The organism is Labrys okinawensis, assembly GCF_047345005.1.
Classification (GTDB): domain Bacteria; phylum Pseudomonadota; class Alphaproteobacteria; order Rhizobiales; family Labraceae; genus Labrys; species Labrys okinawensis.
Genome location: NZ_CP178864.1, coordinates 603,515 through 628,626, shown reverse-complemented (window position 1 = coordinate 628,626; position 25,112 = coordinate 603,515). Strand labels below are relative to the sequence as shown.

24 protein-coding genes are annotated in these 25,112 nt (G+C 63.2%); 9 read left to right on the top strand and 15 right to left on the bottom strand.

Features of this window, described 5'->3' with window-relative positions:
* Positions 1 to 20: 20 nt before the first annotated feature.
* The 4 genes from ACMDCR_RS03045 to ACMDCR_RS03030 all read right to left on the bottom strand — a co-directional run bounded on the left by ACMDCR_RS03045 (position 21) and on the right by ACMDCR_RS03030 (position 5,691).
* A complete protein-coding gene (locus ACMDCR_RS03045) occupies positions 21 to 1,007 on the bottom strand; it encodes an AAA family ATPase (RefSeq protein ID WP_413991110.1) in 987 nt (328 codons plus the stop codon).
* Positions 1,008 to 1,166: 159 nt separating this feature from the next.
* Complete coding sequence (locus ACMDCR_RS03040) at positions 1,167 to 2,822, bottom strand: arylsulfatase (protein WP_413991109.1); 1,656 nt, start codon at positions 2,820 to 2,822, stop codon at positions 1,167 to 1,169.
* A gap of 249 nt (positions 2,823 to 3,071) precedes the next feature.
* Positions 3,072 to 4,034, bottom strand: coding sequence for a formylglycine-generating enzyme family protein (locus ACMDCR_RS03035; RefSeq protein WP_413991108.1), 963 nt, complete (start codon positions 4,032 to 4,034; stop codon positions 3,072 to 3,074).
* A gap of 85 nt (positions 4,035 to 4,119) precedes the next feature.
* On the bottom strand, positions 4,120 to 5,691 hold the full coding sequence (locus ACMDCR_RS03030; RefSeq protein ID WP_413991107.1) for an arylsulfatase: 1,572 nt from the start codon (positions 5,689 to 5,691) through the stop codon (positions 4,120 to 4,122).
* Positions 5,692 to 5,938: 247 nt separating this feature from the next.
* On the opposite strand from ACMDCR_RS03030, the gene ACMDCR_RS03025 reads away from it, so the two are divergent.
* Positions 5,939 to 6,304, top strand: coding sequence for a hypothetical protein (locus ACMDCR_RS03025; protein ID WP_413991106.1), 366 nt, complete (start codon positions 5,939 to 5,941; stop codon positions 6,302 to 6,304).
* A gap of 78 nt (positions 6,305 to 6,382) precedes the next feature.
* Here ACMDCR_RS03025 and ACMDCR_RS03020 read toward each other — a convergent pair whose 3' ends face one another.
* Positions 6,383 to 7,225 carry a hypothetical protein gene (locus ACMDCR_RS03020; protein ID WP_413991105.1) on the bottom strand — a complete coding sequence of 281 codons (843 nt, stop codon included), beginning with the start codon at positions 7,223 to 7,225 and terminating at the stop codon, positions 6,383 to 6,385.
* A gap of 87 nt (positions 7,226 to 7,312) precedes the next feature.
* Positions 7,313 to 7,558 carry a hypothetical protein gene (locus ACMDCR_RS03015; protein WP_413991104.1) on the bottom strand — a complete coding sequence of 82 codons (246 nt, stop codon included), beginning with the start codon at positions 7,556 to 7,558 and terminating at the stop codon, positions 7,313 to 7,315.
* Positions 7,559 to 7,820: 262 nt separating this feature from the next.
* Between ACMDCR_RS03015 and ACMDCR_RS03010 the strand changes: the two genes are divergently transcribed.
* Both ACMDCR_RS03010 and ACMDCR_RS03005 read left to right on the top strand, forming a co-directional pair.
* The gene (locus ACMDCR_RS03010; protein WP_413991103.1) at positions 7,821 to 9,233 is read left to right on the top strand and encodes a DUF1254 domain-containing protein; all 1,413 of its coding nucleotides are present in this window, start codon (positions 7,821 to 7,823) and stop codon (positions 9,231 to 9,233) included.
* 17 nt (positions 9,234 to 9,250) lie between these two features.
* Positions 9,251 to 10,282: a DUF1254 domain-containing protein gene (locus tag ACMDCR_RS03005; RefSeq protein ID WP_413991102.1), complete on the top strand. Its 1,032-nt coding sequence runs from the start codon at positions 9,251 to 9,253 to the stop codon at positions 10,280 to 10,282.
* A gap of 26 nt (positions 10,283 to 10,308) precedes the next feature.
* On the opposite strand, the gene ACMDCR_RS03000 is transcribed toward ACMDCR_RS03005, so the two are convergent.
* Together ACMDCR_RS03000 and ACMDCR_RS02995 are read right to left on the bottom strand one after the other, a co-directional pair.
* On the bottom strand, positions 10,309 to 10,668 hold the full coding sequence (locus ACMDCR_RS03000) for a hypothetical protein (protein WP_413991101.1): 360 nt from the start codon (positions 10,666 to 10,668) through the stop codon (positions 10,309 to 10,311).
* 171 nt (positions 10,669 to 10,839) lie between these two features.
* Positions 10,840 to 12,558, bottom strand: a complete 1,719-nt coding sequence (locus ACMDCR_RS02995; RefSeq protein WP_413991100.1) for a VanW family protein — start codon at positions 12,556 to 12,558, stop codon at positions 10,840 to 10,842.
* A 508-nt stretch (positions 12,559 to 13,066) separates the two neighbouring features.
* On the opposite strand from ACMDCR_RS02995, the gene ACMDCR_RS02990 reads away from it, so the two are divergent.
* The 6 genes from ACMDCR_RS02990 to ACMDCR_RS02965 all read left to right on the top strand — a co-directional run bounded on the left by ACMDCR_RS02990 (position 13,067) and on the right by ACMDCR_RS02965 (position 17,197).
* On the top strand, positions 13,067 to 13,894 hold the full coding sequence (locus ACMDCR_RS02990) for a lauroyl acyltransferase (RefSeq protein WP_413991099.1): 828 nt from the start codon (positions 13,067 to 13,069) through the stop codon (positions 13,892 to 13,894).
* Between the two features lie 233 nt (positions 13,895 to 14,127).
* A complete protein-coding gene (locus ACMDCR_RS02985) occupies positions 14,128 to 15,420 on the top strand; it encodes a multidrug effflux MFS transporter (protein WP_413991098.1) in 1,293 nt (430 codons plus the stop codon).
* A gap of 75 nt (positions 15,421 to 15,495) precedes the next feature.
* The gene (locus ACMDCR_RS02980) at positions 15,496 to 15,693 is read left to right on the top strand and encodes an addiction module toxin RelE (protein WP_413991097.1); all 198 of its coding nucleotides are present in this window, start codon (positions 15,496 to 15,498) and stop codon (positions 15,691 to 15,693) included.
* A gap of 6 nt (positions 15,694 to 15,699) precedes the next feature.
* Entirely contained in the window at positions 15,700 to 15,825 is a 126-nt protein-coding gene (locus ACMDCR_RS02975; protein WP_413991096.1) for a hypothetical protein, read from the top strand.
* On the top strand, positions 15,812 to 16,144 hold the full coding sequence (locus ACMDCR_RS02970; protein ID WP_413991095.1) for a helix-turn-helix domain-containing protein: 333 nt from the start codon (positions 15,812 to 15,814) through the stop codon (positions 16,142 to 16,144). Before ACMDCR_RS02975 ends, ACMDCR_RS02970 begins: the two co-directional genes overlap by 14 nt.
* Before the next feature lie 96 nt (positions 16,145 to 16,240).
* The gene (locus ACMDCR_RS02965) at positions 16,241 to 17,197 is read left to right on the top strand and encodes a tyrosine recombinase XerC (RefSeq protein WP_413991094.1); all 957 of its coding nucleotides are present in this window, start codon (positions 16,241 to 16,243) and stop codon (positions 17,195 to 17,197) included.
* A gap of 108 nt (positions 17,198 to 17,305) precedes the next feature.
* On the opposite strand, the gene ACMDCR_RS02960 is transcribed toward ACMDCR_RS02965, so the two are convergent.
* From ACMDCR_RS02960 to ACMDCR_RS02930, 7 genes are all read right to left on the bottom strand, one after another.
* A complete protein-coding gene (locus ACMDCR_RS02960) occupies positions 17,306 to 17,656 on the bottom strand; it encodes a RidA family protein (RefSeq protein ID WP_413991093.1) in 351 nt (116 codons plus the stop codon).
* 85 nt (positions 17,657 to 17,741) lie between these two features.
* Positions 17,742 to 18,737 carry an NAD(P)H-dependent glycerol-3-phosphate dehydrogenase gene (locus ACMDCR_RS02955; protein ID WP_413991092.1) on the bottom strand — a complete coding sequence of 332 codons (996 nt, stop codon included), beginning with the start codon at positions 18,735 to 18,737 and terminating at the stop codon, positions 17,742 to 17,744.
* Positions 18,734 to 19,828 (bottom strand): tRNA (adenosine(37)-N6)-threonylcarbamoyltransferase complex transferase subunit TsaD, encoded by a 1,095-nt coding sequence (tsaD, locus tag ACMDCR_RS02950; RefSeq protein ID WP_413991091.1) that lies wholly within the window; start codon positions 19,826 to 19,828, stop codon positions 18,734 to 18,736. The genes ACMDCR_RS02955 and tsaD overlap by 4 nt, the downstream gene beginning before the upstream one ends.
* 142 nt (positions 19,829 to 19,970) lie before the next feature.
* Positions 19,971 to 20,681 carry a ribonuclease activity regulator RraA gene (locus tag ACMDCR_RS02945; protein ID WP_413991090.1) on the bottom strand — a complete coding sequence of 237 codons (711 nt, stop codon included), beginning with the start codon at positions 20,679 to 20,681 and terminating at the stop codon, positions 19,971 to 19,973.
* Between the two features lie 183 nt (positions 20,682 to 20,864).
* Positions 20,865 to 22,571, bottom strand: a complete 1,707-nt coding sequence (locus ACMDCR_RS02940) for a glycerol-3-phosphate dehydrogenase/oxidase (protein WP_413993812.1) — start codon at positions 22,569 to 22,571, stop codon at positions 20,865 to 20,867.
* A gap of 8 nt (positions 22,572 to 22,579) precedes the next feature.
* The gene (locus ACMDCR_RS02935; protein ID WP_413991089.1) at positions 22,580 to 23,356 is read right to left on the bottom strand and encodes a DeoR/GlpR family DNA-binding transcription regulator; all 777 of its coding nucleotides are present in this window, start codon (positions 23,354 to 23,356) and stop codon (positions 22,580 to 22,582) included.
* Positions 23,353 to 24,873 (bottom strand): FGGY-family carbohydrate kinase, encoded by a 1,521-nt coding sequence (locus ACMDCR_RS02930; protein WP_413991088.1) that lies wholly within the window; start codon positions 24,871 to 24,873, stop codon positions 23,353 to 23,355. Before ACMDCR_RS02930 ends, ACMDCR_RS02935 begins: the two co-directional genes overlap by 4 nt.
* Between the last annotated feature and the right edge of the window lie 239 nt (positions 24,874 to 25,112).

Here is a 25,112-nt window from a genome sequence, read left to right as displayed (position 1 = left end):
CATCAGCATGCGCATCTCCCTCAGACCGCGACGGCCACCTGCCGGATCACTTCGTCAATGGCATCATCGGCGCTCACGCCATCGGCGCCGGCCTCGTAGCTCAGCGAGATACGGTGGCGCAGGCAATCATGGGCCACGGCCTGCACGTCCTCCGGTGTCACATAGCTGCGACCCCTAAGCCAGGCATGGATGCGCGAACAGCGGTCCAGCGCTAAGGATCCGCGCGGGCTGGCGCCGATGGAGATCCAGTCCTTCAGCTTGTCGCCGAACTGTGCCGGGCGCCTCGTCGCGGCAATCAGGGCTACGATATAGGCTTCCACCACATCCTTGCTGGTAACCGCGTCGACCTCGGCGCGCACATCCATCACCACGGTCTGGGCGATGGGCGCCGGCGCCGCAACCTGCGTCTCCGGTTTGGCGACATTTTCCGAACGAACCAGACGCAGCACCTTGATCTCGTCCGCGTCGCTTGGGTAGTCGATACGCACATGCATGAGGAAGCGGTCCATCTGCGCCTCCGGCAGCGGATAGGTACCTTCCTGCTCGATCGGGTTTTGGGTGGCCAGCACCATGAAGAGGCTCGGCAGGTCATAGCGCTTGCCAGCCACGCTCACATGCCGCTCCTCCATCGCCTCCAGCAGTGCGGACTGCACCTTCGCCGGGGCGCGGTTGATTTCGTCGGCAAGGATGAGGTTGCCGAAGATCGGGCCCTTGCGGAATTCGAACTGACCGTCGCTGCGCAGGATCTCGCCGCCCGTCACATCGGAAGGCAGCAGATCGGGGGTGAACTGGATGCGGCTGAAATCGGATTCGAGGTTCTTCGACAGGCTCTTGATCGCGCGAGTCTTGGCCAGACCCGGCAGGCCCTCGAGCAGCACATTGCCATTGGCGAGCAACGCGATGACCAGACGTTCGACCACCCGCTCCTGACCGATGATGTCACGATTGACCCGCGCCTGGAGATCCAGGATTGCATTGCGGGCAGCCGACTCGATGACCTGATCCATTTGGATAGCGTTTCACCCAACATGAGTTGTCATTGTTGCGCCCACAAACGCGCTGTCTGCCTTGTAACTGTAACAATTGGATTCCGTGTTCCGCGCACAGGCGGAAGCCGGCGCGAGGAACCGGTCGCGTCGGCCACTACTCTCGTGGTGGCTGATGCATCACTGCGGCGTCAGGCGGTCCTGAAGCTCGCCAAGCCGTTTCAAAGCAGCCTGCTCCTGCAGGAAGCGATAGTTGATTCCGCTGGCGTTGAGTGACGAGCCGGTCTGCGAGGGGTATTGGTCGAAATCGGCAAAAAACGCCTTGATCTTCCCTTGTATCGGCACCAGGAGCCACATCTGCTGGCCAACGAATTCCATGGCCTTGCCGCCTTCCTTGATGCCTCGCTCATAGGGGTCCATGCGCAGATTGGTGATCATCGCCCAATTGGTTGTTTCGCGGATGGCCGTAGCTATATTGCCCTCGCTATAGCTGGCAAAGCTGACTTTCCAATCGTCCCAGCGGATGGCGTTCAGATTGCCACCCTGGTCGAAATAATACAGCGTGTCGCGAGGGCCTTGTTTCACCTCCCCCTTCAGGTAAGGCATGAGATTATAACCGTCGAGATGGACCTTGAAGGTCTTGGACCCCGAGGTGAAGCCGGTCTTCATCTTTTCGGCGAGATTTGGAATGCCTGCCGCCGCAGCGAATGTCGGCATCCAGTCCATGAGCGTGACAATCTCGTTGATCTGGGTTCCCGGCTTCACGACACCCGGCCAGCGCACCATCATGGGGATGCGCATGCCGCCTTCCCAAGTGGTGCCCTTCTCGCCGTGGAATGGCGTCATGGCGCCGTCCGGCCACATCGCGATTTCGGCGCCATTGTCCGTCGTGTAGAGCACGATCGTATTGTCTGCGAGGCCGAGATCGTCGAGTTGCTTCAGCAACTGTCCGACATGCCCGTCATGCTCGACCATGCCATCCGCCTCGATCCCCTTGCCCGTCTTTCCGAGGCTATCGGGCTTGAGATGGGTGAAAATATGCATGCGGGTTGTATTGAACCACATGAAGAAAGGCTTGTCGGCCTTGTGCTGGCGATCGACGAAATCCTTGGCCGCGGCAAGGAATTCCTCGTCGATCGTCTCCATGCGTTTCGTGTTGAGCGGGCCGGTGTCCTCGATCCTGCCATCCGCGTAGGTATGCAAGACACCGCGCGGACCATACTGCTTCCGGAACTGGGGGTCTTTCGGATAAAAATAGCCTTCGGGCTCTTCTTCCGCGTTCAGATGATAGAGATTGCCGAAGAACTCGTCGAAACCATGGTTTGTCGGCAGGTGCTCGTCGCGATCGCCGAGGTGGTTCTTTCCGAACTGGCCGGTTGCGTAACCCTTCGTCTTCATCACATCGGCGATGGTTGGCATCCACTCGGTGATGCCATGCGGATCACCCGGCATGCCGATGGTCAGGAGGCCGGTGCGGAAAGGCTCCATGCCAAGGATGAAGGAAGCCCTTCCCGCCGTACAGCTTTGCTGTCCATAGCTGTCCGTGAAGATGGCGCCCTCAGCAGCGATGCGGTCAATATTCGGCGTGCGATAGCCCATGAGACCCATGGTGTAAGCGCTGATCTGCGGGATGCCGATATCGTCGCCGAAGATCACCAGGATATTGGGTGTCTTGCCCGATGCTGGCGTCTGCGCTTTCGCCGCCGTGGTCTCGGCGATCTGCACCGACGCAGACGCGAGGGTCGACGCAGCTACGATTGCGGTTCCGGCGAGAAGCGAGCGTCGACTCAACGCAGCTGAATTCTGCGGCTTCCCGGAATGAGTGTCGTCATTCATGGCTGTCTCCATCGATCGTGGTGGCCTTTGCAGAGCAGTAAAAACGACATGGCCAACGCGACCGGACAGCTTAGAACTGTCGACGACCGTCGCTAGCTGATTTGGATCAAGCCAAACCCTACACTTTCACGAGATGCGAGGAAGCAGAGGACGAGTATGTTACTGTTACAATGATAACGTCAAAGTGATCGATAGATCTGTAGATAGCAAGTATTACGTAAGGTAAACTCATCATACGAAGAAAAGGGATTATTGAGTTTCAATTCTTCCTTCTCGTACCACACAGCGAAAACCGACATGGCTTGTCGAAGTGTCGACCGGTTCGGCATGGCGCGCCGCGGGCCTATAGCGCCGGCAATAACTGGGCGCGCATAGATGCGAGCCCCCCTTGAGCACGCGCCGCGGGATGCGGATGGCCGGCTGGTTGGGATCATAACTGGCGGCTTCCGCGCCGCCCCGTGGATTGAGCGGCACGCAGCAGGCCTTGGCCGCCTCGGCGGGATGGCGCGAAGACCAGAAATCGCTCGTCCATTCCCAGACATTGCCGATCATGTCGTAAAGCCCGTAGCCATTGGCCGGGAAGGACTTCACGGGCGAGGTGCGCGCCCAGCCATCGGCGCGGCTGTTCCTGACCGGAAAATCGCCATGCCAGGTGTTGGCCATGAATTGGCCGCCGGGCATGAACTCGTCGCCCCAGGCAAATTCCATGTCTTCAAGGCCGCCCCGTGCCGCGAATTCCCATTCGGTTTCGGTGGGCAGGGACTTGCCCGCCCATTCGGCATAAGCGAGCGCGTCGCAATAGGCCACATGCACGACGGGGTGATCATCGAGATTGCGCAGGGAGGATTTCGGACCGTAGGGCTGGCGCCAATTGGCGCCGAACTCGAAGTTCCACCATTGCGACCAGTCCCGCAGGTCCTTCACCCGGGGCGGCGAGGTGAACACCAGCGAGCCAGCCCGCAGCATATGCGGGAGCGCGCCGGGATAGTCTTTCGGATCAGGCGGAATCTCCGCGAAGGTCTTGTACCCCGTCGCTGCGACGAAGGCGGCGAATTGCCGATTGGTGACCGGCGTCGCGTCGATCCAGAAACCGTCGACCTTGACGCGATGGCTCGGAGCCTCCTCCGGATAGTGCTTGTCCGAGCCCATGCGAAAGCTCCCGCCCGGCACATGAATCATGCCTTCGGGCACCACCCTCGACTTCGCCTCCATTGTCGCCTCGACCACAATCAACCTCGCTTACTTCTGGGGCGGGGATCGACCAGCATGCCGCCCCCAGGCCCATGTCAAGGTACAGTCAGTCATGCGTGGTCTTGTCCAGGGATTTCATGAGGGCATCCACGGCCTGGTCGATGCTGAAGCTGGCTGGCCGCTGGCTCGGAGGATATTCCTTGAAGGTCTGCAGGAAGGGCACGACGCGCCACACGCCATACTGGAGAAGATAGGCGTTCTTGGCGAGCCAATCGTAATACTGATCGGAGACCACATCGGCCCGCTCCATCGGATCCATGCGCAGATTGAAAACCTTGGGCGCACGCAGGCAGGTGAACGGATTGGCCCAGACCTCGAAGCCGCCGGGCTTTCGCTGCTCGCAGAACACGATCTTCCAGTTGCCATACCGGTAGGCGACCACCTCGCCATCATCGTTGAAATAGAAGAACTCATCGCGCGCGGACTTGGGCTGCTGACCGGTGAGGTAGGGAAGCTGGTTGTAGCCGTCGAGATGCACCTTGGCCTGGGCGGTGCCGAGCGTCGTGCCCTTCAGGAGTTGATCCTTGATATCGGGATTGCCGGCCGCCGCCACCAAAGTCGGGAACCAGTCGAGGCCGGAGACCATGTCGTTGGATACCGAGCCATCCTTGATATGCCCCGGCCAGCGGATCAGTGCCGGCACGCGGAAGGCGCCCTCCCAATTGGTGTCCTTCTCGCTGCGGAACGGCGTGGTCGCGGCGTCCGGCCAGGACCACTGATTGGGACCGTTGTCCGTGGTGTAGAGGACGATGGTATCCTTGGCGATGCCGAGATCGTCCACCGCCTTGAGCAACTTGCCGACATCGCCGTCATGCTCGACCATGCCGTCGGCATACTCGTTGCCCGGCATGCCGCTCTGCCCCTTCATCGAGTCGCGGATATGGGTAAACGCATGCATGCGCGTGGTGTTCATCCAAGTGAAGAAGGGCTTCCTGGCCTTCACCTGCCGCTGCATGAAGTCGATCGCCGCGGCGGTGGTCTCGTCGTCGATCGTCTCCATGCGCTTGCTGGTCAACGGCCCGGTGTCCTCGATACGCCCGTCGGCGTAGGTGTGGAGCACGCCGCGGGGTGAGTTCGACTTGACGAACGCGGTGTCGTTCTTCGGGTAATAGGGCCGCTCCGGCTCTTCTTCCGCATTGAGATGGTAGAGGTTGCCGAAGAACTCGTCGAAGCCATGCCGGGTCGGCAGATATTCGTCCCGATCACCGAGATGGTTCTTGCCGAATTGGCCGGTAGCGTAGCCGAGCGGCTTCAGCGCCTGGGCGATGGTGACATCGCGATCCTGGAGGCCGACGGCCGCGCCGGGAATACCGACTTTGCAAAGGCCGGTGCGCAGGCACACCTGCCCGGTAATGAAGGTCGAGCGGCCGGCGGTGCAACTGTTCTCGGCATAGTAATCCGTAAACAGCATGCCTTCATTGGCCAGCCGATCGATATTCGGCGTGCGGTAGCCCATTAGGCCGCGCGAATAGGCGCTGATGTTATACTGGCCGACATCATCACCGAAGATGACGAGGATGTTCGGTTTGCTCGCCGTGTCCTGGGCCTGGACAGGTGGAGACGAGAAAGCAAGCCCAACAGCCAGCGCCGTTGCGGTCAGGAATTTTAGGCGTGCCATCGCGCTCTCCATGACGTTTCTCTGATCGGGTGCTCGGGGAAGTCTCGAACGTCGAGCGTCCACCATCCCGGACGGGCTCCCGCTTGCAGTCTTTCACAAGGACTTTGATACGTTGACCCTGTAACCGTAACAGGGTGCCCTCCGATGAGCATCGAGGCCACTATCAGCATGCCGATCACTGTTGAGGTTTCCTATGTCCCCTTCCGTTTCCACGAACTCCCGACTGGCCGGTGCCCTGGTCCTGGCGATGATCGCATCGCAGGCCGCTCAGGCCGCATCATGGGATCGATTTGACGGGGCGTGGGCCGTGGAGGGAGAAAATTGCAGCAATGTCTTCACCACACGCGGCGGCAAGACGGTCTTTTCCAAGCATCAGGGCAGCGACCTGCCGGGTTTCATCGTGCAGGGAGGCAAGGTGAGCGGGCTGACCTCCCAGTGTTCCATCACCTCGCGAAAGGATGCCGGGGATACAATGAATCTGCTTCTGCATTGCCGCTCGCAGATCATTTTTGGCGACATCTCGGTCACGATAAAAATCAAGGACGACAATACGATCGTGCGTATGGATCCCGCCTTCCCCGACGTCCAGACGACTTACAATCGCTGCAAGTAGGCCCCTATCAGCCAAGCTGGCGATGCCAAGTTCGCTGTCGCGCACGGCTTCCTGGAGGGAGTCGATGACCTCACCCTGTCACAAGCGCCTTGACCGCTCCCTCGCTGCAGTAGCCAAATCCATTACCGAAGTGACCGACCGGAAAATTCTGTCCGTGAGTTCACTCACCCAGGATGCGCTGGTCAACTCGTCACTGACCTGATCCATATCGCCCAGGCTGCATACCTCTCCCGTTTCGAGATCGGAAATGGACCAGACATGACGTCTGCCGCCAGTTATCGGCAATATGCTGATATCGATGCAGATGACACTGTCATGGCACTTCATGATGTCCTTGATGCTTCTCCCTCGCCCCTTCTGATTAGGAAGTGAGCCGAAAAAGACCCTGTATGACTTGCCTATCAGTTTCTGCGCGAGTGCATTCACCAGCAGCGCGCCACAGGTATAGGCCTGTCTGTTCCGCGGATCTGTCCCATGACTGACCACGATGGGACGGCTTGGAAGCGGAACAGGCGCCGACGCGACAAGCCTTGGACGGTTCGGAGAAGCCCCCAGCGAGGGTCCCTCGAAGACTGGAACGTAACTACCAGGCCTCATGATGATCTTGACATCATCATTCGCTCCGGGACCGCTGTAATATGCCTCCAGCGCGGAACGCAAGCGTGTGGCCTCGATACGCACGATCGGGTCAATATTTGGATCGAAATCCTCACCACGGCCGAATACATCAACGCCGATGGAATAGGCTTTTATTCGCTCGCCTCTCCCCGCGATCACCTCTTTAACAACGAAGTGAATAAACTTCCTGTTTCGGTCCGATAATCGCAGGCTTTCATTTGACAAAAGCTTCGATAGCGCACGTTCAATCAAAACCTTTGAAATATTACCATCTAGAATAGCATCTCTATCTATGACGATCATACCAGCACCCCCGGCTGCTCGTATTTACGCATTGGCAATTTGACACAAAGTATAAGCAGCGTCCACAATTCCCTTACTTCAAATGGCCTATACGATCTTGGTCAGGATATCATGCTCGGTGGCTATCAGCAGTTGCCGGTATTCTTCCGCACGCTCGCTTGCCACGATGGTGTCTGCGTGACTCCAATATTCCACGGCCTCGCACGCGGTTTCGTAGGCACCGATCAAGTCGAGCAAATACGGATCTTCCTTGGCGCGTCGCTGGAGATTGACCCTGTATTCGGGCCAACGAAGCAGAAGCCGAGCTAATCCGCGTTTTTGAGCATGCTCCACGGCAACCCCCAATAGGCGAAGGAGGGACGGCCTGTCATCAGCGTTGCATAGTGCACGGAAATCGGCACGGGTTCGCGCGGTTACCGTTACAGCGTTGGAGGGTCATAGCGATGATGGCATTTTGCGCTCGCCGAATGAACGACCGCCACAGAGCGCTCGATGAAAGTTGCCGGCTCCTCCAGCCGGTGCGAAGCCGTCTCACCGGAAGGCCCTCTGCAATGGAAAGACCGACAGGCGGCCCCCTTCGCGACAGGAGTAATAGATGGCGAGCTTTCGGGAAGTAATCGCGGGAGTTCTTCTTGGCGCGGGCCTGGCGCTTTTCGTGCCCGCCTTTGCAAGCGGCCAATCCATTTCGCCCGATGAAGCGCGCGCGATCGCGAAGGAGGCGACGATTTACGGGTTCCCGCTCGTCGACAGCTACCGGGTTCAGTACTCCTACTTCGTCGATAAGGGCAGCCCCGAATATAAGGGCGACTGGAACGTCCTGCACAACAATGCGCGGGTCTACACGCCCGACGACAAGGCCATCCAGACCCCGAATTCGGACACACCCTATTCCTTTATCGGTGCGGACCTCCGTGCAGAGCCCTTGGTATTCACGGTGCCCGCCGTCGAAAAGGACCGTTACTACTCGCTCCAGTTCATTGACATGTACACGTTCAACTTTGCCTATGTCGGCAGCCGTGCCACGGGCAACAATGCAGCGAGCTATCTTCTCGCCGGACCGAACTGGAAGGGCAAGACGCCAGCCGGCATCAAGACGGTGCTGCGCTCGGAAACACAGCTCGCCTTCGTCATCTACCGGACGCAACTCTTCAATCCCAGCGACATCGACAACGTCAAGAAGATCCAGGCTGGCTACAAGGTCGAGCCGCTCTCGACCTTTCTTGGCAAACCGGCACCGCAGGCTCCGCCGGCGCTCAATTTTGTGAAGCCGCTCAGTGCTGAGGAGGAGAAGACCTCGCCAGCCTTCTTCAACCAGCTGAATTTCATCCTCCAGCTTTGCCCGACCCACCCATCCGAGAAAACGCTCATGGCGCGCTTTGCCAAGCTCAATATCGGAGCCGGCAAATCCTTTGACGCGGCAGCGCTCTCACCGGAGATGCAAAAGGCGGTCTCCGACGGCATGGCCGATGGGTGGAAGGCCTTCAACGAGTTCAAGACCACGCAAATCGATACGGGCAAGGTCTCCAGCGCCGATGGATTCGGCACCCGGGCATTTCTGAAGAACGACTACATGCAACGTATGTCGGCGGCGGTTCTCGGTATCTACGGGAACTCGAAGGATGAAGCGATCTACCCGGTCTATTTCGTCGACGCCGGCAAGCAGAAGCTTGATGGGGCTAATCGCTACACGCTTCGCTTTGCGCCGGGTCAGTTGCCGCCCGTCAACGCCTTCTGGTCGCTGACGCTCTACCAGCTTCCGTCGAGCCTGCTCTATGCCAATCCACTCAATCGCTATTTGATCAATTCCCCGATGCTGGCGGACCTGAAGAAGGACGCCGATGGCGGCATTACGCTCTACGTCCAGAACGAGTCGCCCGGCGCGGACAAGGAGGCGAACTGGCTGCCCGCGCCCACGGGGCCGTTCTTCTCGGTACTGCGCCTCTATTGGCCGAAACCTGCGGCGCTCAAGGGCACATGGAAGGCCCCACCGATGGAACGGGTTCAGTGAATATGAAGGAGCGCAGCGTGAAGATCGCACCGATCACCATCGGCTTTGCCGCGGCGCTCAGCGCAATCGGCGCACTTGCGGGCCAATCGCTGGCGGCTGACGCAGTGCCCGTCACCGTCGACAATTTCATCCGCGCCGAGAGCGACCTGTATCTGGGGAACATCGCCAAGGACGGCGGCCTCGGCAAATTCAACCATCGCCGGGAGCCGGCGTCGATCGACAAGCAGGATGTCATTCGTCTCAATCGAGACACGCTCTATTCGTCCGCAGTGTTCGATCTCGACGCCGGCCCGGTGACGATCACGCTGCCCGACCCCGGCAAGCGCTTCATGTCGATGCAGGTCATCAGCGAAGACCACTACGTGCCTGAAGTCGTATACGGCGCCGGCACCTACAAGTTGGACAAGCGACTGGTAGGCACACGCTACGTCGCCGTGGCAGTCAGGACCCTCGTCGACCCGTCCGATCCCAAGGACGTCGATCAGGTCCACGCGTTGCAGGATGCCATACAGGTCAGCCAGAAGAACCAGGGCAAGTTCGAGATACCGGAGTGGGATCAGACCAGCCAGAAGAAGGTTCGCGACGCGCTCCTCGCCCTCGGCTCCACTATTCCCGATTTCAAGAAGGCGTTCGGCACCAGACAGGCAGTCGATCCGATCCGCCATCTGATCGGAACCGCTGTGGGCTGGGGTGGCAATCCAGACAAGGACGCGACCTATCTCAACGTTACGCCTGCCGAGAATGATGGCACGACAGTCTACACGCTCAAGGTCAAGGACGTGCCCGTCGACGGCTTCTGGTCGATCAGCCTCTACAATGCCCAAGGCTATTACGAAAAGAACGAGTATGGCGCGTACTCGATCAACAACATCACCGCGAAGAAGAGCAGTGACGGCTCGATCGACATCCAGTTCGGTGGCTGTGATGGAAAAATTCAGAACTGTCTGCCGATCATGAAGGGTTGGAACTATACGGTTCGCCTCTATCGGCCGCGGCCTGCAATTCTCGATGGCAAATGGACGTTCCCCGCCCCTGAGCTCGTGCGTTAGAGCAAAGCGCAAGTCGAAACGTTCTTTTAGGCTAGCGCATTGAAGTCTGCGCTGACGATCGTGGTGTCCAGGTCCCCGATCAGCTCCAGCTCTATCATCAGAGACAGGAGCCGGCCGCTCGCAGAGAGCCTGGAATGGATCCACGCCGCCTCCACCTCGGGCACATATCGCTCGATCAGCGCCTCGACCATCAGGGCGACTTCGCCATGGGAGAGGCCAAGGCGCGAACGCGGATGGCCCTGGATCATTTCAAGCGCGGCAAAGCCTCTCTCGGGATCCTCGGCATTCATCCCCCGGCAGGTGAGGAGCAAGGTCGATAGGGTATCGGCAGCGCTGGCGAGAACGGCGTGCGAGCGGGATCCGCCGCTCTTGTCGAACGTGCTCATGGATACGCACGGCACCTTTCCGATCCCCTCCCGCAGGGTAAGCGGCTCCGGTGCAGGCTCAATTAGCAATTTTGGCTACAGCGGATACCTAAACCGGCTCAATGATCGCCGGACTCGCCTTCCCGCCGGCCTGGCTTGGATGCCTGCCCGCGACCAGGCACGCCGCCGCTCTCATCCCAAAACGGCTTTCAACGCCACGCGCAGGGCGCCGGCATCATCCTCCGGCACCAGGGTCAGGCCCGGTTGCGGGGCGAGGCCGCAGGCGGGGGTGGCTATTACAGGAAGGCCGGCGGCGAGCGCAGCGAGGAGTGCGCGGGGCTGGTGCTCCACCAAGGCTGGCAGCACCACGGCGGCGATCTCGGCTGGGATCTCGCCGGCTGGCAGCAGGCGCGCCGGCAGGTTACCCCAGAAGGCCGGACAGTCGCGCGCATGGCCCTTGACGGCCAGATCGATGTCGAGGCCCTGGATCGCCTCCCGCAGCGCGTGGGCGCCCTTGCGGCCGAGGGCGGAGGCAGGAAAGAGCACGGTGCGTCCGCCCTTCTTTGCCGGCAGGGGCTTTGCCGGCGCCCAGCCAAGCAAGGTGGTACGGCGGGGATCGAGGGCGGCTATGGCGGCGTGCGGGGTGAACAGGCGGTCGGCGGCTTTCAGCGCAGCGGCCTCGGCGGCGACGATGGCGTCGGAGGCGCGGAAATCGGCTAGCGTCGGACTTTCGGGATGGCGGCGCACGGCGGCGTCGAGACGGCCCTGCAACGCGTCCAGCGGCAGGCGCTCCATCAGCACGTCGAAGCTGCGCCCCTGGAGCACGCCGGCGCGCCACAGATGCGGCAGCAGGTTCTGGGCGACCACAAGGTGGATGTGGTTGTGAGAGAGCCTGGCGGCATAGGCTTCGGCAAGGCGTTCATCGGCCGCCATCGTCTTCAATTGCAGGCTGCCACCGGAGGCGCCGCGCAGGTCTAGCGACCGGCGGAGGGTAGCGACCGGCGCGCTCCTCTCCGTGTCGACGAGGCCGGTTGGCCAGGCATAGCGCGCCGAGCCAGGCAGGCGGGCGGGGCGCAGCAATGCGTCTTCCCTGCGCGCCATCGCCTTGAAGAGGTCGATGAATTCCGGCCAGCCGGCATCAACCAACCAGGCCGTGGGCAGGCCGGTGTGGAGGGGGCGGTCGGGATTGTTGCGGTGGCAGTCGTGCCGGCCGCAGCTTGAGCAGTCATGCGCTTCCTGGCCCAGCAAGTCGGGAGCTTGCTGCAGCATGGCCGAAGCCGCCTGTCCGAAGCCGCGGAAGACGAGTTCGAGCTGGTCGCGGCTCATGCGCGCCTCGATGCGGAAGGCGTGAGAGCTGCGGAAGCGGAAATCGACATAGTTCCAGAACACCGTGGCATCACGCCCGAGCTGGGCGCGCGAGCCCGGCACCACGCGGCTGTGGGCGTGGCGCTCGACGATCTCGAAACCCGCCTGCAGGGCCGCCTCGTAGAGCGCATTGGAGAGCTGGCAGAGGCCGCCTCCGACGCTGGAGATCAGGCAGCCTTCGCGCAACTCCCGCCCTGGCACGAAACCGCGGGTGCGGCTGGCCCGGCCGACCTGCTTCCAGAAGCTGAGGATTTCGCCCGCAGGCACCTCGACGCCGTCAAGGCCCTTGAGAGCTCGGCGCAGGTTCTGCACCTTGCCGGCGGTGAGCTGGCGGTCCTTGGTGCCTGTGAAATTGCTCCAGAGCGGCGAGGATACCCGTGCCAGCACCGGCGCCTGCGCCAGAAGCGCAGCTGGACGGTGCCTGGTAACGCGCTCCGCGGCAAAGGCCTCGCGGGCAAGGCGCAGGCCGCGCAGGACGGCGGCCTTGGCCTCGAAGAGGAGGCTGTGAGTACGACTGGGCACGCTGCGCTGGGGGATGGCAACCATGGCGGGGTCTCGCTCGCTCCACACTTCCGGGCAGGTTAACCGAGGGTTAACGGGACCGCTGTGCGCGGATGCACGGGAGAGATTCCAGGATCGCGGACATCTCGACCCAGAGGCGCCAACTCTGCAGTCGAGGGGCGGAATCCGAGCCCGTCATTGCCAGCGGCGCGAAGCAATGACGATGTTTCTGTCGCCTTTATCGACCAAGGTCAGCACCGATGGGCATCTCCGCCTGCCCTTGTAAACCGGAGCTGGCGGAGACCGGCTCGCCGGTTGTCGCTGGTGCCACCGGCCGTCTTCCCGGGCTGCAGTGCTTCATGGATCACCTCGCGGCTACTGACGATAGTTGCAGCCACGCCCGATAGCGAGTAATGCTTGCATCGGCATCGGGGAGCTCGAACGGGTCAGCGGCACCACCGCCTCAGCGGTGCGTTTCGATAGTAGGCCCTCAGTGATTAACTCGAATAACAGACGACGCTGGCGTAAGGTCAGATACGCAGCGGAGTATTTTATGTTGCGCGGCCTGATCGGCCTGCTGCATTTACTTCCGCTTGATTTCGGCTCTTGGCTCATGGGCACGCTCTGGCGCTTGATCGCACCGCGATTGCGTCGCCATGAGCGCGCGATACGACATCTCCGAGCGGCCTATCCCGCCAAGGATGCAGCCGAAATCGAAGCGATGGCGCGCGCGATGTGGATGCAGCTTGGCCGAACCTTTGCTGAAAGCCTGATGGTCGAACGCATCATCAGGGCCCAACGGATCGAGAACAAAAGCGGCCTCCTGCTGGAAGCCATGAAATCGAGCGGCAAGGGTGTGGTCTTTGTCTCGCTTCACACCGGCAATTGGGAACTGGTTGTGCTGCCGACAGTCGATAGCGGCATCAAGGTCGCGGGAGTCTATCAGCGGCTGAAGAACCCGAGGGTCGATGATTATGTCTCCCTGGTGCGCCGCGACCGCTATCCGCGGGGTCTCTTCGTGAAGGGGGCCGACGTGGGGCGCAAGCTGATGCGCATCGTGCGTGAAGGTGGCGCCATCGCCCTGCTTGCGGACCTGCGGGATCGCGGCGGCCTGTCTGTGCCTTTCTTCGATCGCCCGGCCCCCTCGACCGTCTTTCCGGCCCTGCTCGCCAGAGGCAACGACGCCTCGCTCGTCGCCGCGCGCGTCATACGCAAGCAGGGCGTGCGCTTTCTTATCGAGGCGGAAGCGATCGAGATCCCCCAAACCAGCGACCGCGATGCCGATGTGGCAGAGGCCACCCGCAATATCCATCGCCTGTTCGAAAAATGGGTGCGGGAATATCCCGAGCAATGGATGTGGGCGCACAGGCGCTGGGGTTAGGGCGCAAGAGGGGTGTCGCGTCCGTTGCGCGGAGCTAGCACCACTGTGCCCGAAGCGCCGTCATCCCGACTCTCTGCTCACCGATGAAATTTTTCTGCCATTCTTGCGCGGATTTGCGCTCCATGTGGCAAATAGATCACCTTTTGGTCACGATTGTCGTGCTAGTAAATCGATATCTGAGCGCCGCCCTATTGCCCCGCCAGTTTTTTGATTTTCGCATTTCTGAGATTACGATGTCCCGTCCCCTTGCTGGTCCGGCCTCGGACCCTGCTTTGAAGCAGGGTCCCCAACCGTCTTTTGCCGAATTCGTCCTGGTGATCGCCCTCATGATGGGGCTGATCTCGCTGTCGATCGACAATCTCCTGCCTGCCTTCGAAGCCATCCGCTCCGATTTCGGCATCGCCGATGCCAACCGCATGCAGCTCATCCTCACGTCCTATATGGGCGGCTTCGCCGTCATGCAGTTGGTGTGGGGTCCGGTCTCCGACGCCATTGGCCGCCGCACCGTGCTGATGCTCGGCCTCGTCATTTATACGGCCGGTGCGCTGCTCGCGATCTTCGCCCATAATTTCGAGACGCTGCTCGTCGCCCGTGCCGTCCAGGGCCTCGGCGGCGCAGCGGCGCGCGTGCTCTCCATCGCCATCATCCGTGACCGTTACGCCGGCCGCGACATGGCGCGCGTGATGTCGCTCACCATGATGATCTTCATCGTGGTGCCGGTGATCGCCCCTGCCACGGGCAGTGCCTTTCTGGTGCTTGGCAGCTGGCGCTACATCTTCATGAGCATGCTGGCCCTGGTGCTGGTGGTGGTATTCTGGTTCGGCCTGCGCATGCCGGAGACTCTCCATCCCGAATATCGCCGGCGGCTGTCCTTCTCCAACGTAGCCTCGGGCATAAGGCGCGTGGCCACCACCCGCGCCTCGATCGCCAACACGCTGGCGATGGGCCTCGCCATGGGCTGCCTGATGACCTATCTCGGCCAGGCGCAGCAGATCTTCGAGACGGACATCTATGGCCTCGGCCACTATTTCCCGCTGGCCTTCGCCCTGATTGCCATGTGCATGGGCACGGCGTCCTTCGCCAATTCACGCCTCGTGAAGCGGCTCGGCATGATCGCACTGTCGCGCTTCGGCATGGTCGGCTTCTGGCTGATGGCGCTGGTGCTGCTCGGCTTGGCGCTTCTCTACAACGGCCGCCCGCCGCTGCTCTATTTCGGCCTGGCCATGGGAGTTGCGCATTTCCTGTTCAGCCTCACCATGCCGAACTTCAACGCGCTGGCCATGGAACCGGTGGGCGACATCGCCGGCACCGCCTCATCCTTCATCGGCTGCGTCACCACGCTGATGGGCGCTGTGCTCGGCGCCGTGATCGGCGAGGCCTATGACGGCACCATCGTGCCGCTGGCTTGCGGCTATCTCGGCCTGTCGAGCCTGTGCATCCTGGTGCTGGTCTGGTCCAGCCGCGGCACGGCGTCCGCGCCTGTTCCGGCTGGCAACGGTGCCGCGGTAATGGTGCCGGGCGAGTAAGCGGTCTCTATCGTTCAGATCACGGCATTGGCGTATTTTGTCTTGAATAAGTCCGCCAATGACGTATGATTGGGCGTGGAAATTCTCCGTACGTCGCGCTACGAGCGTGATCTCAAGCGATTGAAGGCGTCGATGGCGGATGTTACCGCACTCGAAGAGGCTATCGCCGACAATCCGCACGCCGGCGATGTTGTCCCTGGCCTTGGCGGCATTCGGAAGATCAGATTCGCTCTCCGCAGCAAGGGTAAGCGCGGCGGCGGACGTGCGATCTAATTTCTGATGATCGCGGACGACGTAGCCGTGATGCTCTTCGCCTATGCCAAGTCGGAGAAGGAGGATTTGACGGGCGACGAGCGCAAGCTGGCTCTCGCCTTGATGAAGGAGATCACAGATGGCCAAGACTGAAACGGAATTTGGCGCGGCCCTCATCGAGAGCCTGAAGGAGGTGGCCGCCTGGAAGAGGGGAGAGATCGCCCTTCCGGTTCGCAAGATCCCCTCCATAACGGCGGAACAGGTCAAGGCGATCCGCAAGGCCGTCTCCAAGTCTCCCAAGGATTTTGCGAAACGCTTCGGTATTCCGGCACGGACCCTCGAGGGCTGGGAGCAGGGGCGTCGCCATCCAGATCCGGCGGCAAGCGCCCTCTTGCGTGTGATCGAGAAGAATCCCAAGGCAGTGGAAGAAGCCCTGGCGGATCCGCTGTCGGTGGCCGAGCCAGGCGAATAGGTTGGACACCGCCACGACGGCGGCGCAATTCTGGCCAGGAGGGGGTTCCCACCACCTCTCAACCACTCCCTCACTATTTCGCAGCATGATGGTGGCATGACCGCATTACCTCCCGTGCTCGTTGCCGCACCAAACCTCGTCGCCGCCAAGGGGCGCTGGCTCGCTTATCTGGCCGTCGAGCGGCGCATGAGCCCGAAGACGGTCGAGGCCTATGAGCGCGACGTCACCGCCTTCCTGCGCTTCCTCACCGGCCATCTCGGTGGGCCGCCTGATCTCGACGACATCGCAAGCCTGGCGCCGCGCGATGTCCGTGCCTTCCTGTCCGCCCGCCGAAGCGACGGGTTGAAGCCGCGCTCGCTGATGCGGGCGCTTGCCGCCGCCCGTGCCTTCGCCCGTTTCCTCGAGCGCGAGGGCCATGGCGCCAGCGCGGCGCTCTCGGCCGTGCGCGGGCCGAAGCTGCCGCAAAGCCTGCCCAAGCCCCTGTCGCCCGAGGCGGCCCGCAAGGTGGCCGATGCCGACACCCGGGGTGGCGAAGTGCGCGAGCCCTGGATCCTCGCCCGCGATGCCGCCGTGCTGGCGCTGTGCTACGGAGCGGGCCTGCGCATCTCCGAAGCGCTCAGCCTCCTGCGCAAGGATGCGCCGGTGGCAGGGCACGACAGCCTCACGGTCATCGGCAAGGGCCAGAAGATGCGCTCGGTGCCGGTGATCGCCCCCGTGGCACGGGCCGTGGAGGATTATCTGAAGCTTGTGCCCTACAGGATGGGGCCCGACGAGCCGCTCTTCGTCGGCGCGCGGGGCGGCCCGCTGTCCCCGCGCATCATCCAGCTCGCCATGCAGCATCTGCGCGGCGCGCTCGGCCTGCCCGACAGCGCCACCCCGCATGCGCTGCGCCACTCCTTCGCAACGCATCTGCTCGGCCGGGGCGGGGATCTGCGCTCGATCCAGGAGCTGCTCGGCCATGCCAGCCTCTCGACCACGCAGATCTACACGAAGGTCGACGCGAGCGAATTGATGCGGGTGTACCAGGCCGCGCATCCGAGGGCCCGGGGGTAGCTGGGAGCCGGTAGGTCCTCGTTCGCCCTTGGAACGCACCGAGAGAGGTCAGCCTCAACTTGCTTCGCTGGTGGTTCAAGAGGCGGACGATGACGTCCGCGCTCCCTGCTACAAGGCCGCTTCCACCATGATCTCGACATCAAGCCCCGGTCCCGCCAGCTTTGCTTCCACCGTGGCGCGGGCCGGAGCCTGGCCGGGCACCACCCAGGCGTCCCAGGCTTCGTTCATCTGATCCCAGGTGCCGATGTCGGTGAGCCAGATATTGGCCTTGATCACCTTGGTCTTCTCGCTGCCGGCTTCCTTCAGCGTCTCGTCGATCTGGCCGAGGATGTCCTCCGTCTGCTCCTTCACCGACTTGCCGACGGTGGTTTCGGCGATATAGCCGGAGAGGTAGATCTTGTCGCCATGGATGACGGCATCGCTCATGCGGTTGCCGGCGCCGATGCGTTTCAGGGTCATGGAAGGATCCTTTGGTTTGCTGGTCTTCAGACCGGCATGGAAACAGGACGATTGCGATAGAGGTCGCGGACACACCGATTTGCGCCTACTCCGCCCTGAGCGGCCGGGAAAGCAGGCGGTCGATGGCCTGGTCGATGCTGGCCTTGCCGGCCACGAGGTCGGCCACGGCGGCGGCGACCGGCATGTCCACGCCCTTGTCGTCAGCCATGCTGGCGAGGATCGGGGCCGTCCAGACACCCTCGGCGAGGCCTACGTCGCGGATGGCCGCCTCGATGCCGATGCCCTTGCCGAGTTCCTCGCCAAAGCGGCGGTTGCGCGAACGCGAGGAGGTGCCGGTGAGGATAAGGTCGCCGAGCCCGGACAGGCCCGCGAGCGTCTCGGTACGGGCACCGAAGGCGAGGCCGAACCGCGTGAGCTCGGCGAAGCTGCGGGCAAGCAAAGCGGCGACCGTGCTTTCGCCGAAGCCACGCCCGGCCGCGACGCCCGCCGCGATGGCCAGCACATTCTTGGCCGACCCGCCGATCTCGACGCCGCGCAAATCTGTCGAATGGTAGAGCCGGAAGGCTGGCGAGCCGATGGCTTTTGCCAGGCGCTGGCCGAGCGCGGCATCGGCACAGGCGAGGGTGAGCGCTGTCGGGTAGGCCTTGGCGATATCGGCAGCAAAGCCGGGGCCCGAGAGCACCAGGGGCGGGCAGGCAGGCAGCGTCTCGCGGGCGATGTCGGAGACGAAGTCGCCGCTCGCCCGCTCGATGCCCTTGGCCGCCAGGATCACCGGCGTGCCTGCCTTCGCCAGAGGGGCAAGCTGCAGGCAGACTTCACGCAGGGCTTGCGTCGGTACGGCCAGGATCAGCGCCTCGCTTCCCGCCGCTTCGGCGAGGTCGGCGGTGGGCTGTATGCTCGCAGGCAGGGCCAGGCCTGGAAGTTTCGGCATTCCCCGCGCCGCGCTCATCTCGGCCATCGCTCCGGCGTCGCGGCCCCAGAGTCGGACCTGGCGGCCGGCGCGCGCGGCGGCGCAGGCAAGTGCGGTGCCGAAGGCCCCCGCGCCAATGACGCCGACAATCTTCACGTTGCCCGCAGTCAAGCCTTGGCTCCCTTGCCGACCCCTTCTCGGCCGAGGCCGCCCTTGCCGGAGCCGGGCGCATTGGGATCGAGCGGCCAGCGCGCCCGCGGGCTGGTGTCAAGCCCGTCGGTGATGCCGGCGGAAAGGCGCTCCGCTCCGGCCCAGGCGATCATGGCGCCGTTGTCGGTGCACAAGGCCGGCGGCGGCATGACGATGCGCAAGCCTGCCTCGGCGCCGAGGCGCTGCAGCCCGCGGCGGATGGCGAGGTTGGCGGCGACGCCCCCGGCGATCACCAGGGCGGTCGGCGCGGTGCCGGCAACATCGCGAAAGCGCCGCAGGCCGACGCGCGTACGGTCTACTACCATGTCGACCACCGCCGCCTGGAAGGAGGCGCAGATGTCCCGGATATCCTTGGCGGCGAGAGGGGCGAGGCGCTCGGCTTCCAGGCGCACCGCCGTCTTCAGGCCGGAGAGGGAGAAATTCGGCTCGGGCCGGCCTTGCATCGGTCGGGGGAAGGCGAAGCGGGCGGCATCACCGCTCATCGCCTGCGCCTCCACCGCCGGCCCGCCGGGGTAACCGAGGCCGAGCATCTTGGAGACCTTGTCGAAGGCCTCCCCGATGGCGTCATCGATGGTGGTGCCCAGGCGCACATAGTCGTCGAGGCCGCGTACGGCGACGAGTTGCGTGTGGCCGCCGGAAGCCAGCAGCAGCAGATAGGGAAAGGCGACCTGGTCGGTGAGGCGCGGCGTCAGCGCGTGCGCCTCCAGGTGGTTGACTGCGATCAGCGGCTTGTTCAACGCCAGCGCCAGAGCCTTGGCCGTGGTGAGGCCGACGATGACGCCGCCGATCAGGCCCGGCCCTGCGGCGGCGGCGATGGCGTCGAGGTGGTCGAAGCGCACATCGGCTTCCTCCATCGCCTGCTCGATGATGTGGTCGATCACCTCGGCATGGGCGCGTGCCGCGATCTCCGGCACCACGCCGCCATAGGCGGCATGCTCGGCGATCTGCGACAGCACGACATTGGAGAGGATCTGTCCCTCGCCATCCTGGTTGCGCAACACGATGGCGGCGGCCGTTTCATCGCAGGTGGTTTCGATGCCAAGAACAAGCATGGGGGAGGCGGTACCGTAGGTAAGGGGTTGGTTTCCTATAGCACGATATGGGGTGGGGGATAGGGTCACAGGGCTGGGTTGCGTGAGGAGCAGGGCTGGCAGGGGGAGGCCTTGCGTCGCGCCTTTTCCTGCTACGATTGCTTCACGCCTCACCGTCCTCCTTCGCCTGCTCATATCGTGCCTTGATCTCGGCGTTCATCGGATAGAGGCCCGGAAGAGCAGCCCCAGCCTCCACCTGCTTCATGATCCAGGCTTCCGCCCGCTCCTGCTCCGGTGCCTCCGCCAGGAGTTCGCCGAGGAAGGCTGCCGGGATAACCACTGCGCCGTCGTCGTCGCTCACCACCACATCGTCAGGGAACACTGCGACGCCGCCGCAGCCGATCGGCTGCTGCCAGCCGACGAAGGTGAGACCCGCTACCGAGGGTGGAGCGGCGACGCCGTTGCACCAGACGGGCAGGCCGGTCTGCAGAACGCCAGCGGCATCGCGCACCACGCCGTCGGTGACGAGGGCGACGACGCCGCGCTTCTGCATACGCCCACACAGGATGTCGCCGAAGATGCCGGCATCCTCTATGCCCATGGCATCGACCACGGCGACAACACCCTTCGGCATCGCCTCGATGGCGGCGCGGGTCGAGGTGGGCGAGGCCCAGCTTGCGGGCGTGGCCAGATCTTCGCGTGCCGGCACGAAGCGCAGGGTGAAGGCCGGTCCGACGATACGAGGCTGCCCGGTCGTGAGCGGCTTGGTGCCGCGCATCCAGACATTGCGCAGGCCCTTCTTGAGCAGGACCGTGGTCAAGGTTGCGGTGGAAATCCTGGACAGGGTTTCGATCTGGGCTGGATCAAGCGGCATGGGGACCTCGAATTACGATGGGATTGAAGTATCCCGCCCTCCGACCGGTTGGCGACGACTTTCTTTGGAGTGGCGGTCTCCGACCGCCATCCTCGAGCCGAAGAGTTTGCAGGAGGGGAAGACGGCGGTCGGAGACCGCCACTCGGTGTTTGGCGCGCCCTCCTCGGCTATGAGAGCTCACCGCTACTCGATCTTCAGCAGGTTCCGCTCCCCGAGTAGGCTGACGACGCTCTCCACCTCCGTGGCGATGCGCTCTTGCTTCCAGCCCAGCACGTCCCCGGCCACGCGGGCAATGATTTCGAGGTCATGCCGGTTGAGCGAACCTGTGATGGCGAGCGCCGTGCGCCGCATCACGATGTCGGCGAGATGCCCGACTTGCTCTTTGCCGGCTATATATTCAATCTCGGCCAGGCTGTAGGAACTGGCCCGTAGCATCTCCTCGCTTCGACTGCTGGCGGCGCAATGGTGGGCGACCGGCAGCGCGGTGGTACCGTAGCGGGCGAGCAGGGTTTCCAGACGTTCCCGCGACAGGCCGGACGCTCCAGCCGCCTGGGCGAGCCAAGTGGCGCGGGCGGCTGCATCAGGCGGGAAATCCTTGCCGCCGCCGATCGCCAGCGTCCTCGTGCTGGCCGAGCGGTTCTTGCCGAGGCGCTTGAGCACGTTGTCGGCGACCTCCTCGGCAAAGCCGCGAAAGGTCGTCCACTTGCCGCCGACCAGCGAGATGATCGGGAAGGGACGCGAGTCGTCCGGCTCCAGCACCGGCGCGGAATGGTCGCGGCTGATCAGGCCCGGCACCGCCGCATTCGAGGCCGGCAACGGGCGGATACCGGCATAGGCGTAGACGATCTGGGAGTGATCGAATTCCAGACCCGGCAGCAGCGAGCGGAGACTGGCGATCAGATAGTCGATCTCCGCCTGGTCGGCCTTCACCGTGTCCGGATTGTCGGCCGGGATGTCGGTGGAACCGACAAGGGCAAGGCCGAGATAGTCGTAGACCAGGCAAATGCGCCCGTCATCGGCCTCGAAATAGATCATCTGCCCCTTGAGCGCCTTGATGAGTGCATCATGCCTGAGCAGGATATGCGAGCCCTTGGTGCCGCCGATCATTCTGGAGGGCGCGCCAAGGGCCGCGTTCACATGGTCGATCCAGGGCCCGGCGGCATTGACCACGAGCTTCGGCTTGATCGAGATGGGATCGGCCCCCGCCTGCGGCTGAAAGGTGAGCACCCCGTCCTCGGATGAAGCAAGACCGGTGTAGTTGAGTGCCGCCGAGCCGGGATTGGCCGCCATTCCATCAGCGACGAGTTCATAGACCAGGCGCTCGGGCAGGCTCACCTTGGCGTCGTAATAGGTGCCCGTCGCCACGATCGAGGGGGTGAGTGCCGGCATTTCGCTCAGCGCCGTGCGCCGGCCGACCATGCGGTGGCGCGGCATCACGCGATTGCGCGAGCCGTAATGGTCGTAGATCGCCAGGCCCGCCTTGATCAGCAGGGCGCCGCGGCTTCGCGGGGCGCTTCTGGAGCCGAAAAGCGTGCGTAGCGCCGCGCCGATGCCCTTGGTCCAGGAGAAGATCGGGATGACTGTCGGAAGCGGCGTGACGCAATGCGGCGCGTTCCTGAGCAGGAGATTGCGCTCAAGGGTGGACTGTGCCACCAGGCCGAACTCGCCGGTTTCGAGATATTTCAGCCCGCCATGGATCAGTCGCGAGGGCGCGGCGCTGGTGCCGGAGCCGAAATCGCCCTTGTCGACGAGCACGCAGCTGACACCCTGTGCGCTGAGGTCGCGAAACAGGCCGGCGCCGTTGATGCCGGCGCCGAGGATGACCACGTCGATAGCGCCCGATCGCGCAATCGTCTCGGCGCGTTCCACCGCATCGGGACTGTTCTTCATCGTCTCGCTCATGCTGTCACCGTCTTGACGATCTGAAGCCGCACGCCGGCCTCCTGGAGCTGGTGGGCGATCGCCGCCGGAAGGCCATCGGTAACCAGCACGGCATCGAAGGTGCTGAGGTCGTCGAGGGCATGCAGGGCGATCTTGTCGAACTTGGCGGCCTCAAGCAGCAGGATCCGCTTCGCGCAGGCCCGCATCATCGCCTGCTTCACCCGCACGACATGCTGGTCCTGGATATAGGCCGTGCGGCCAGATACGGCCGAGGCCGAGCAGATCAACAGGTTGGCCCGGAGTCCGGCGATGGCGTTCTCGCAGAGCAGGCCGATATAGGCATTGTAGGTTGGGTGGTACTGGCCGCCGAGGCAGATGAAATCGACATCCCCGGCTTCCATCAGCACCGTGCCGGCATGGACGGAGTTGGTGATCACGGTCAGCGGCTTGACCTCGGCCAGGAGCGGCGCCGTCGATCCGGCGGTGGAGGAATCGTCGAGCATGACGACTTGTCCGGCCTCGACATGCGTAAGGGCGGCCCTGGCCAGGGCCTCCTTTTCCAGCCGCCCGATGCCCTGGCGATAGCGAAAGGTGCTCTCATAAACGCCGGACGGCAGTACAGTGACCATGCCATGGAGCTTGCGGATGATCCCCTGTTGCGCGAGCTGGTCGACATGCCGATGGATGGTCATGCGCGACACGCCGAAATGGCTGACCAGATCCTCGATGCGGACCTGGCCCTGCCGCATAACATAGTCGGCGATGTCCTGGCGCCGGTCATCCGCCTTGCTCATGCCTGATACCCCAGGCTTTCCAGCCGGGCCCAGTGCGGCTTGAGGGCTTCGGCGATGCCGGCATAGACGGCGTAACGCTCGTCATAGAGCCTGCTCCGAGCCTGATCAGGTTCGAAGATATGGGCCCTGGCGACCATGGCGCGCGCCCCTTCTTGTGGTGAAGAGAACAAGCCGACCGCCGCGCCGGCGCAGAGCGCCGCCCCGAAGGCCGCCGCCTCGTCGACATCCGCCACCGTGACCGGCAGGTTCAGCGCGTCGGCGAACATCTGGGCGAAGGCGGCATTGCGCGAGACACCGCCGGTGAGGCGAACCTCCCGGCAGGCAAAGCCCTGGCGAAGCGCCTCGACATGGTAGCGGTGGTTGAACACGATGCCTTCGAGCACGGCCTTGAGCATGTCGCCGCGATCATGCCAGCCATGGAGGCCGACAAAGCTGGCGCTGGCGAGATTGCCGAAGGGCGAGCCGAACAGATAGGGATGGAACAGGACGGTCGAAGGCCGTTTCAGGGCCGCGTCGATCTCCGTTCCGAGCCGGGCATGGATGGAGGCGCCGGTGGAGGCAGCCTCGGCCTGGTCGCCCCGGCAGAGCGTATCAAGGAACCAGTCGTAATTGGCGGCCGAGGCCGGTGAGATCGACATGTTGTTCCAGCGCCCGGGCGCGATGGCACTGCGGCAGAACCAGCGTGCATCGAGCTTGGGCGCTGCCGAGACCACCTCATTGATCGAATAAGTGCCGGCGACGATGCTGACGACATCGTCTTCATGCCCACCGATGCCGAGCGCCGATGCGGTGACGTCGTGCAAGCCACTGGCGACAGGCGTGCCCCTTGCAAGCCCGGTCAGTTCCGCGGCCTCGGCCGTCACTTCCCCGACGATCTCGGCGGAATGGCTGATCTGCGGCAGTGCGCCCCGGATGGCCTCGAGGCCGTAGAGGCGCAGCGCCTCGGGCGAATAGTCCTGGCTGTGCACATTGGTGAAGGAAGTGCTGGCCTCTGTCCTGTCGGTGCCAAGCGTGCCGGTAAGGCAGAAGCGCAGCCAATCCTTGCAGGCGAGGACATGGCCGATCTTGCCGTAAAGCTCCGGTTGGTTCTCCCTGAACCAGCCCAGCAGGGCAGAAGGCGCGGAGACGTGCGGCATCTGCCCGGTCTCGGCGAGGGCCTTCCCGAACAGGCCCTCCTTCTCCCATCTCTCGACCACCGTGCCGGCGCGGCTGTCGAGCGAAAGGATGCCGGGCGCGAGCGGCCGGCGCTCGGCATCGAGGAGATAGACGCCGTCACCATGCGCGGTCGCCGCCACGGCCTTGATATCCTGGGTGGGCCGGCCACTGAGCGCGATCGCCTCGCGGATCGCCTCCGCAGTCGCCCGCCACAGCCCCGCCATGTCACGCTCGACGAAGCGCGGCGCCGGCATCGACTGCGGCACGCGCCGGCGCGCCACCGAAAGCTGGCCGCCATCCACGTCGAAGACCACCGCCTTGGTGATGGTGAGGCCATTGTCGATACCGAGCAAGCTGGGCATGCAAACGCTTCCCTGTCATGGATGGGATATGGGAAGAAAATGAACATGATTTTATGAGAATGTCACGAGAATAAGTGTTACAACCTTGATATTGTAACGTTCTCGGTGAAGTAGGACGGGCGCTGGCTAAGCCTGGGAGGCGCAACCGATGTCTTTCCGGCTGGAGCGAAGCGGAACGCCGGAATCCATGAACACAGGCACTGACGAAAGAGCAGACGTGGGGAGCGCATGTCCCGTAA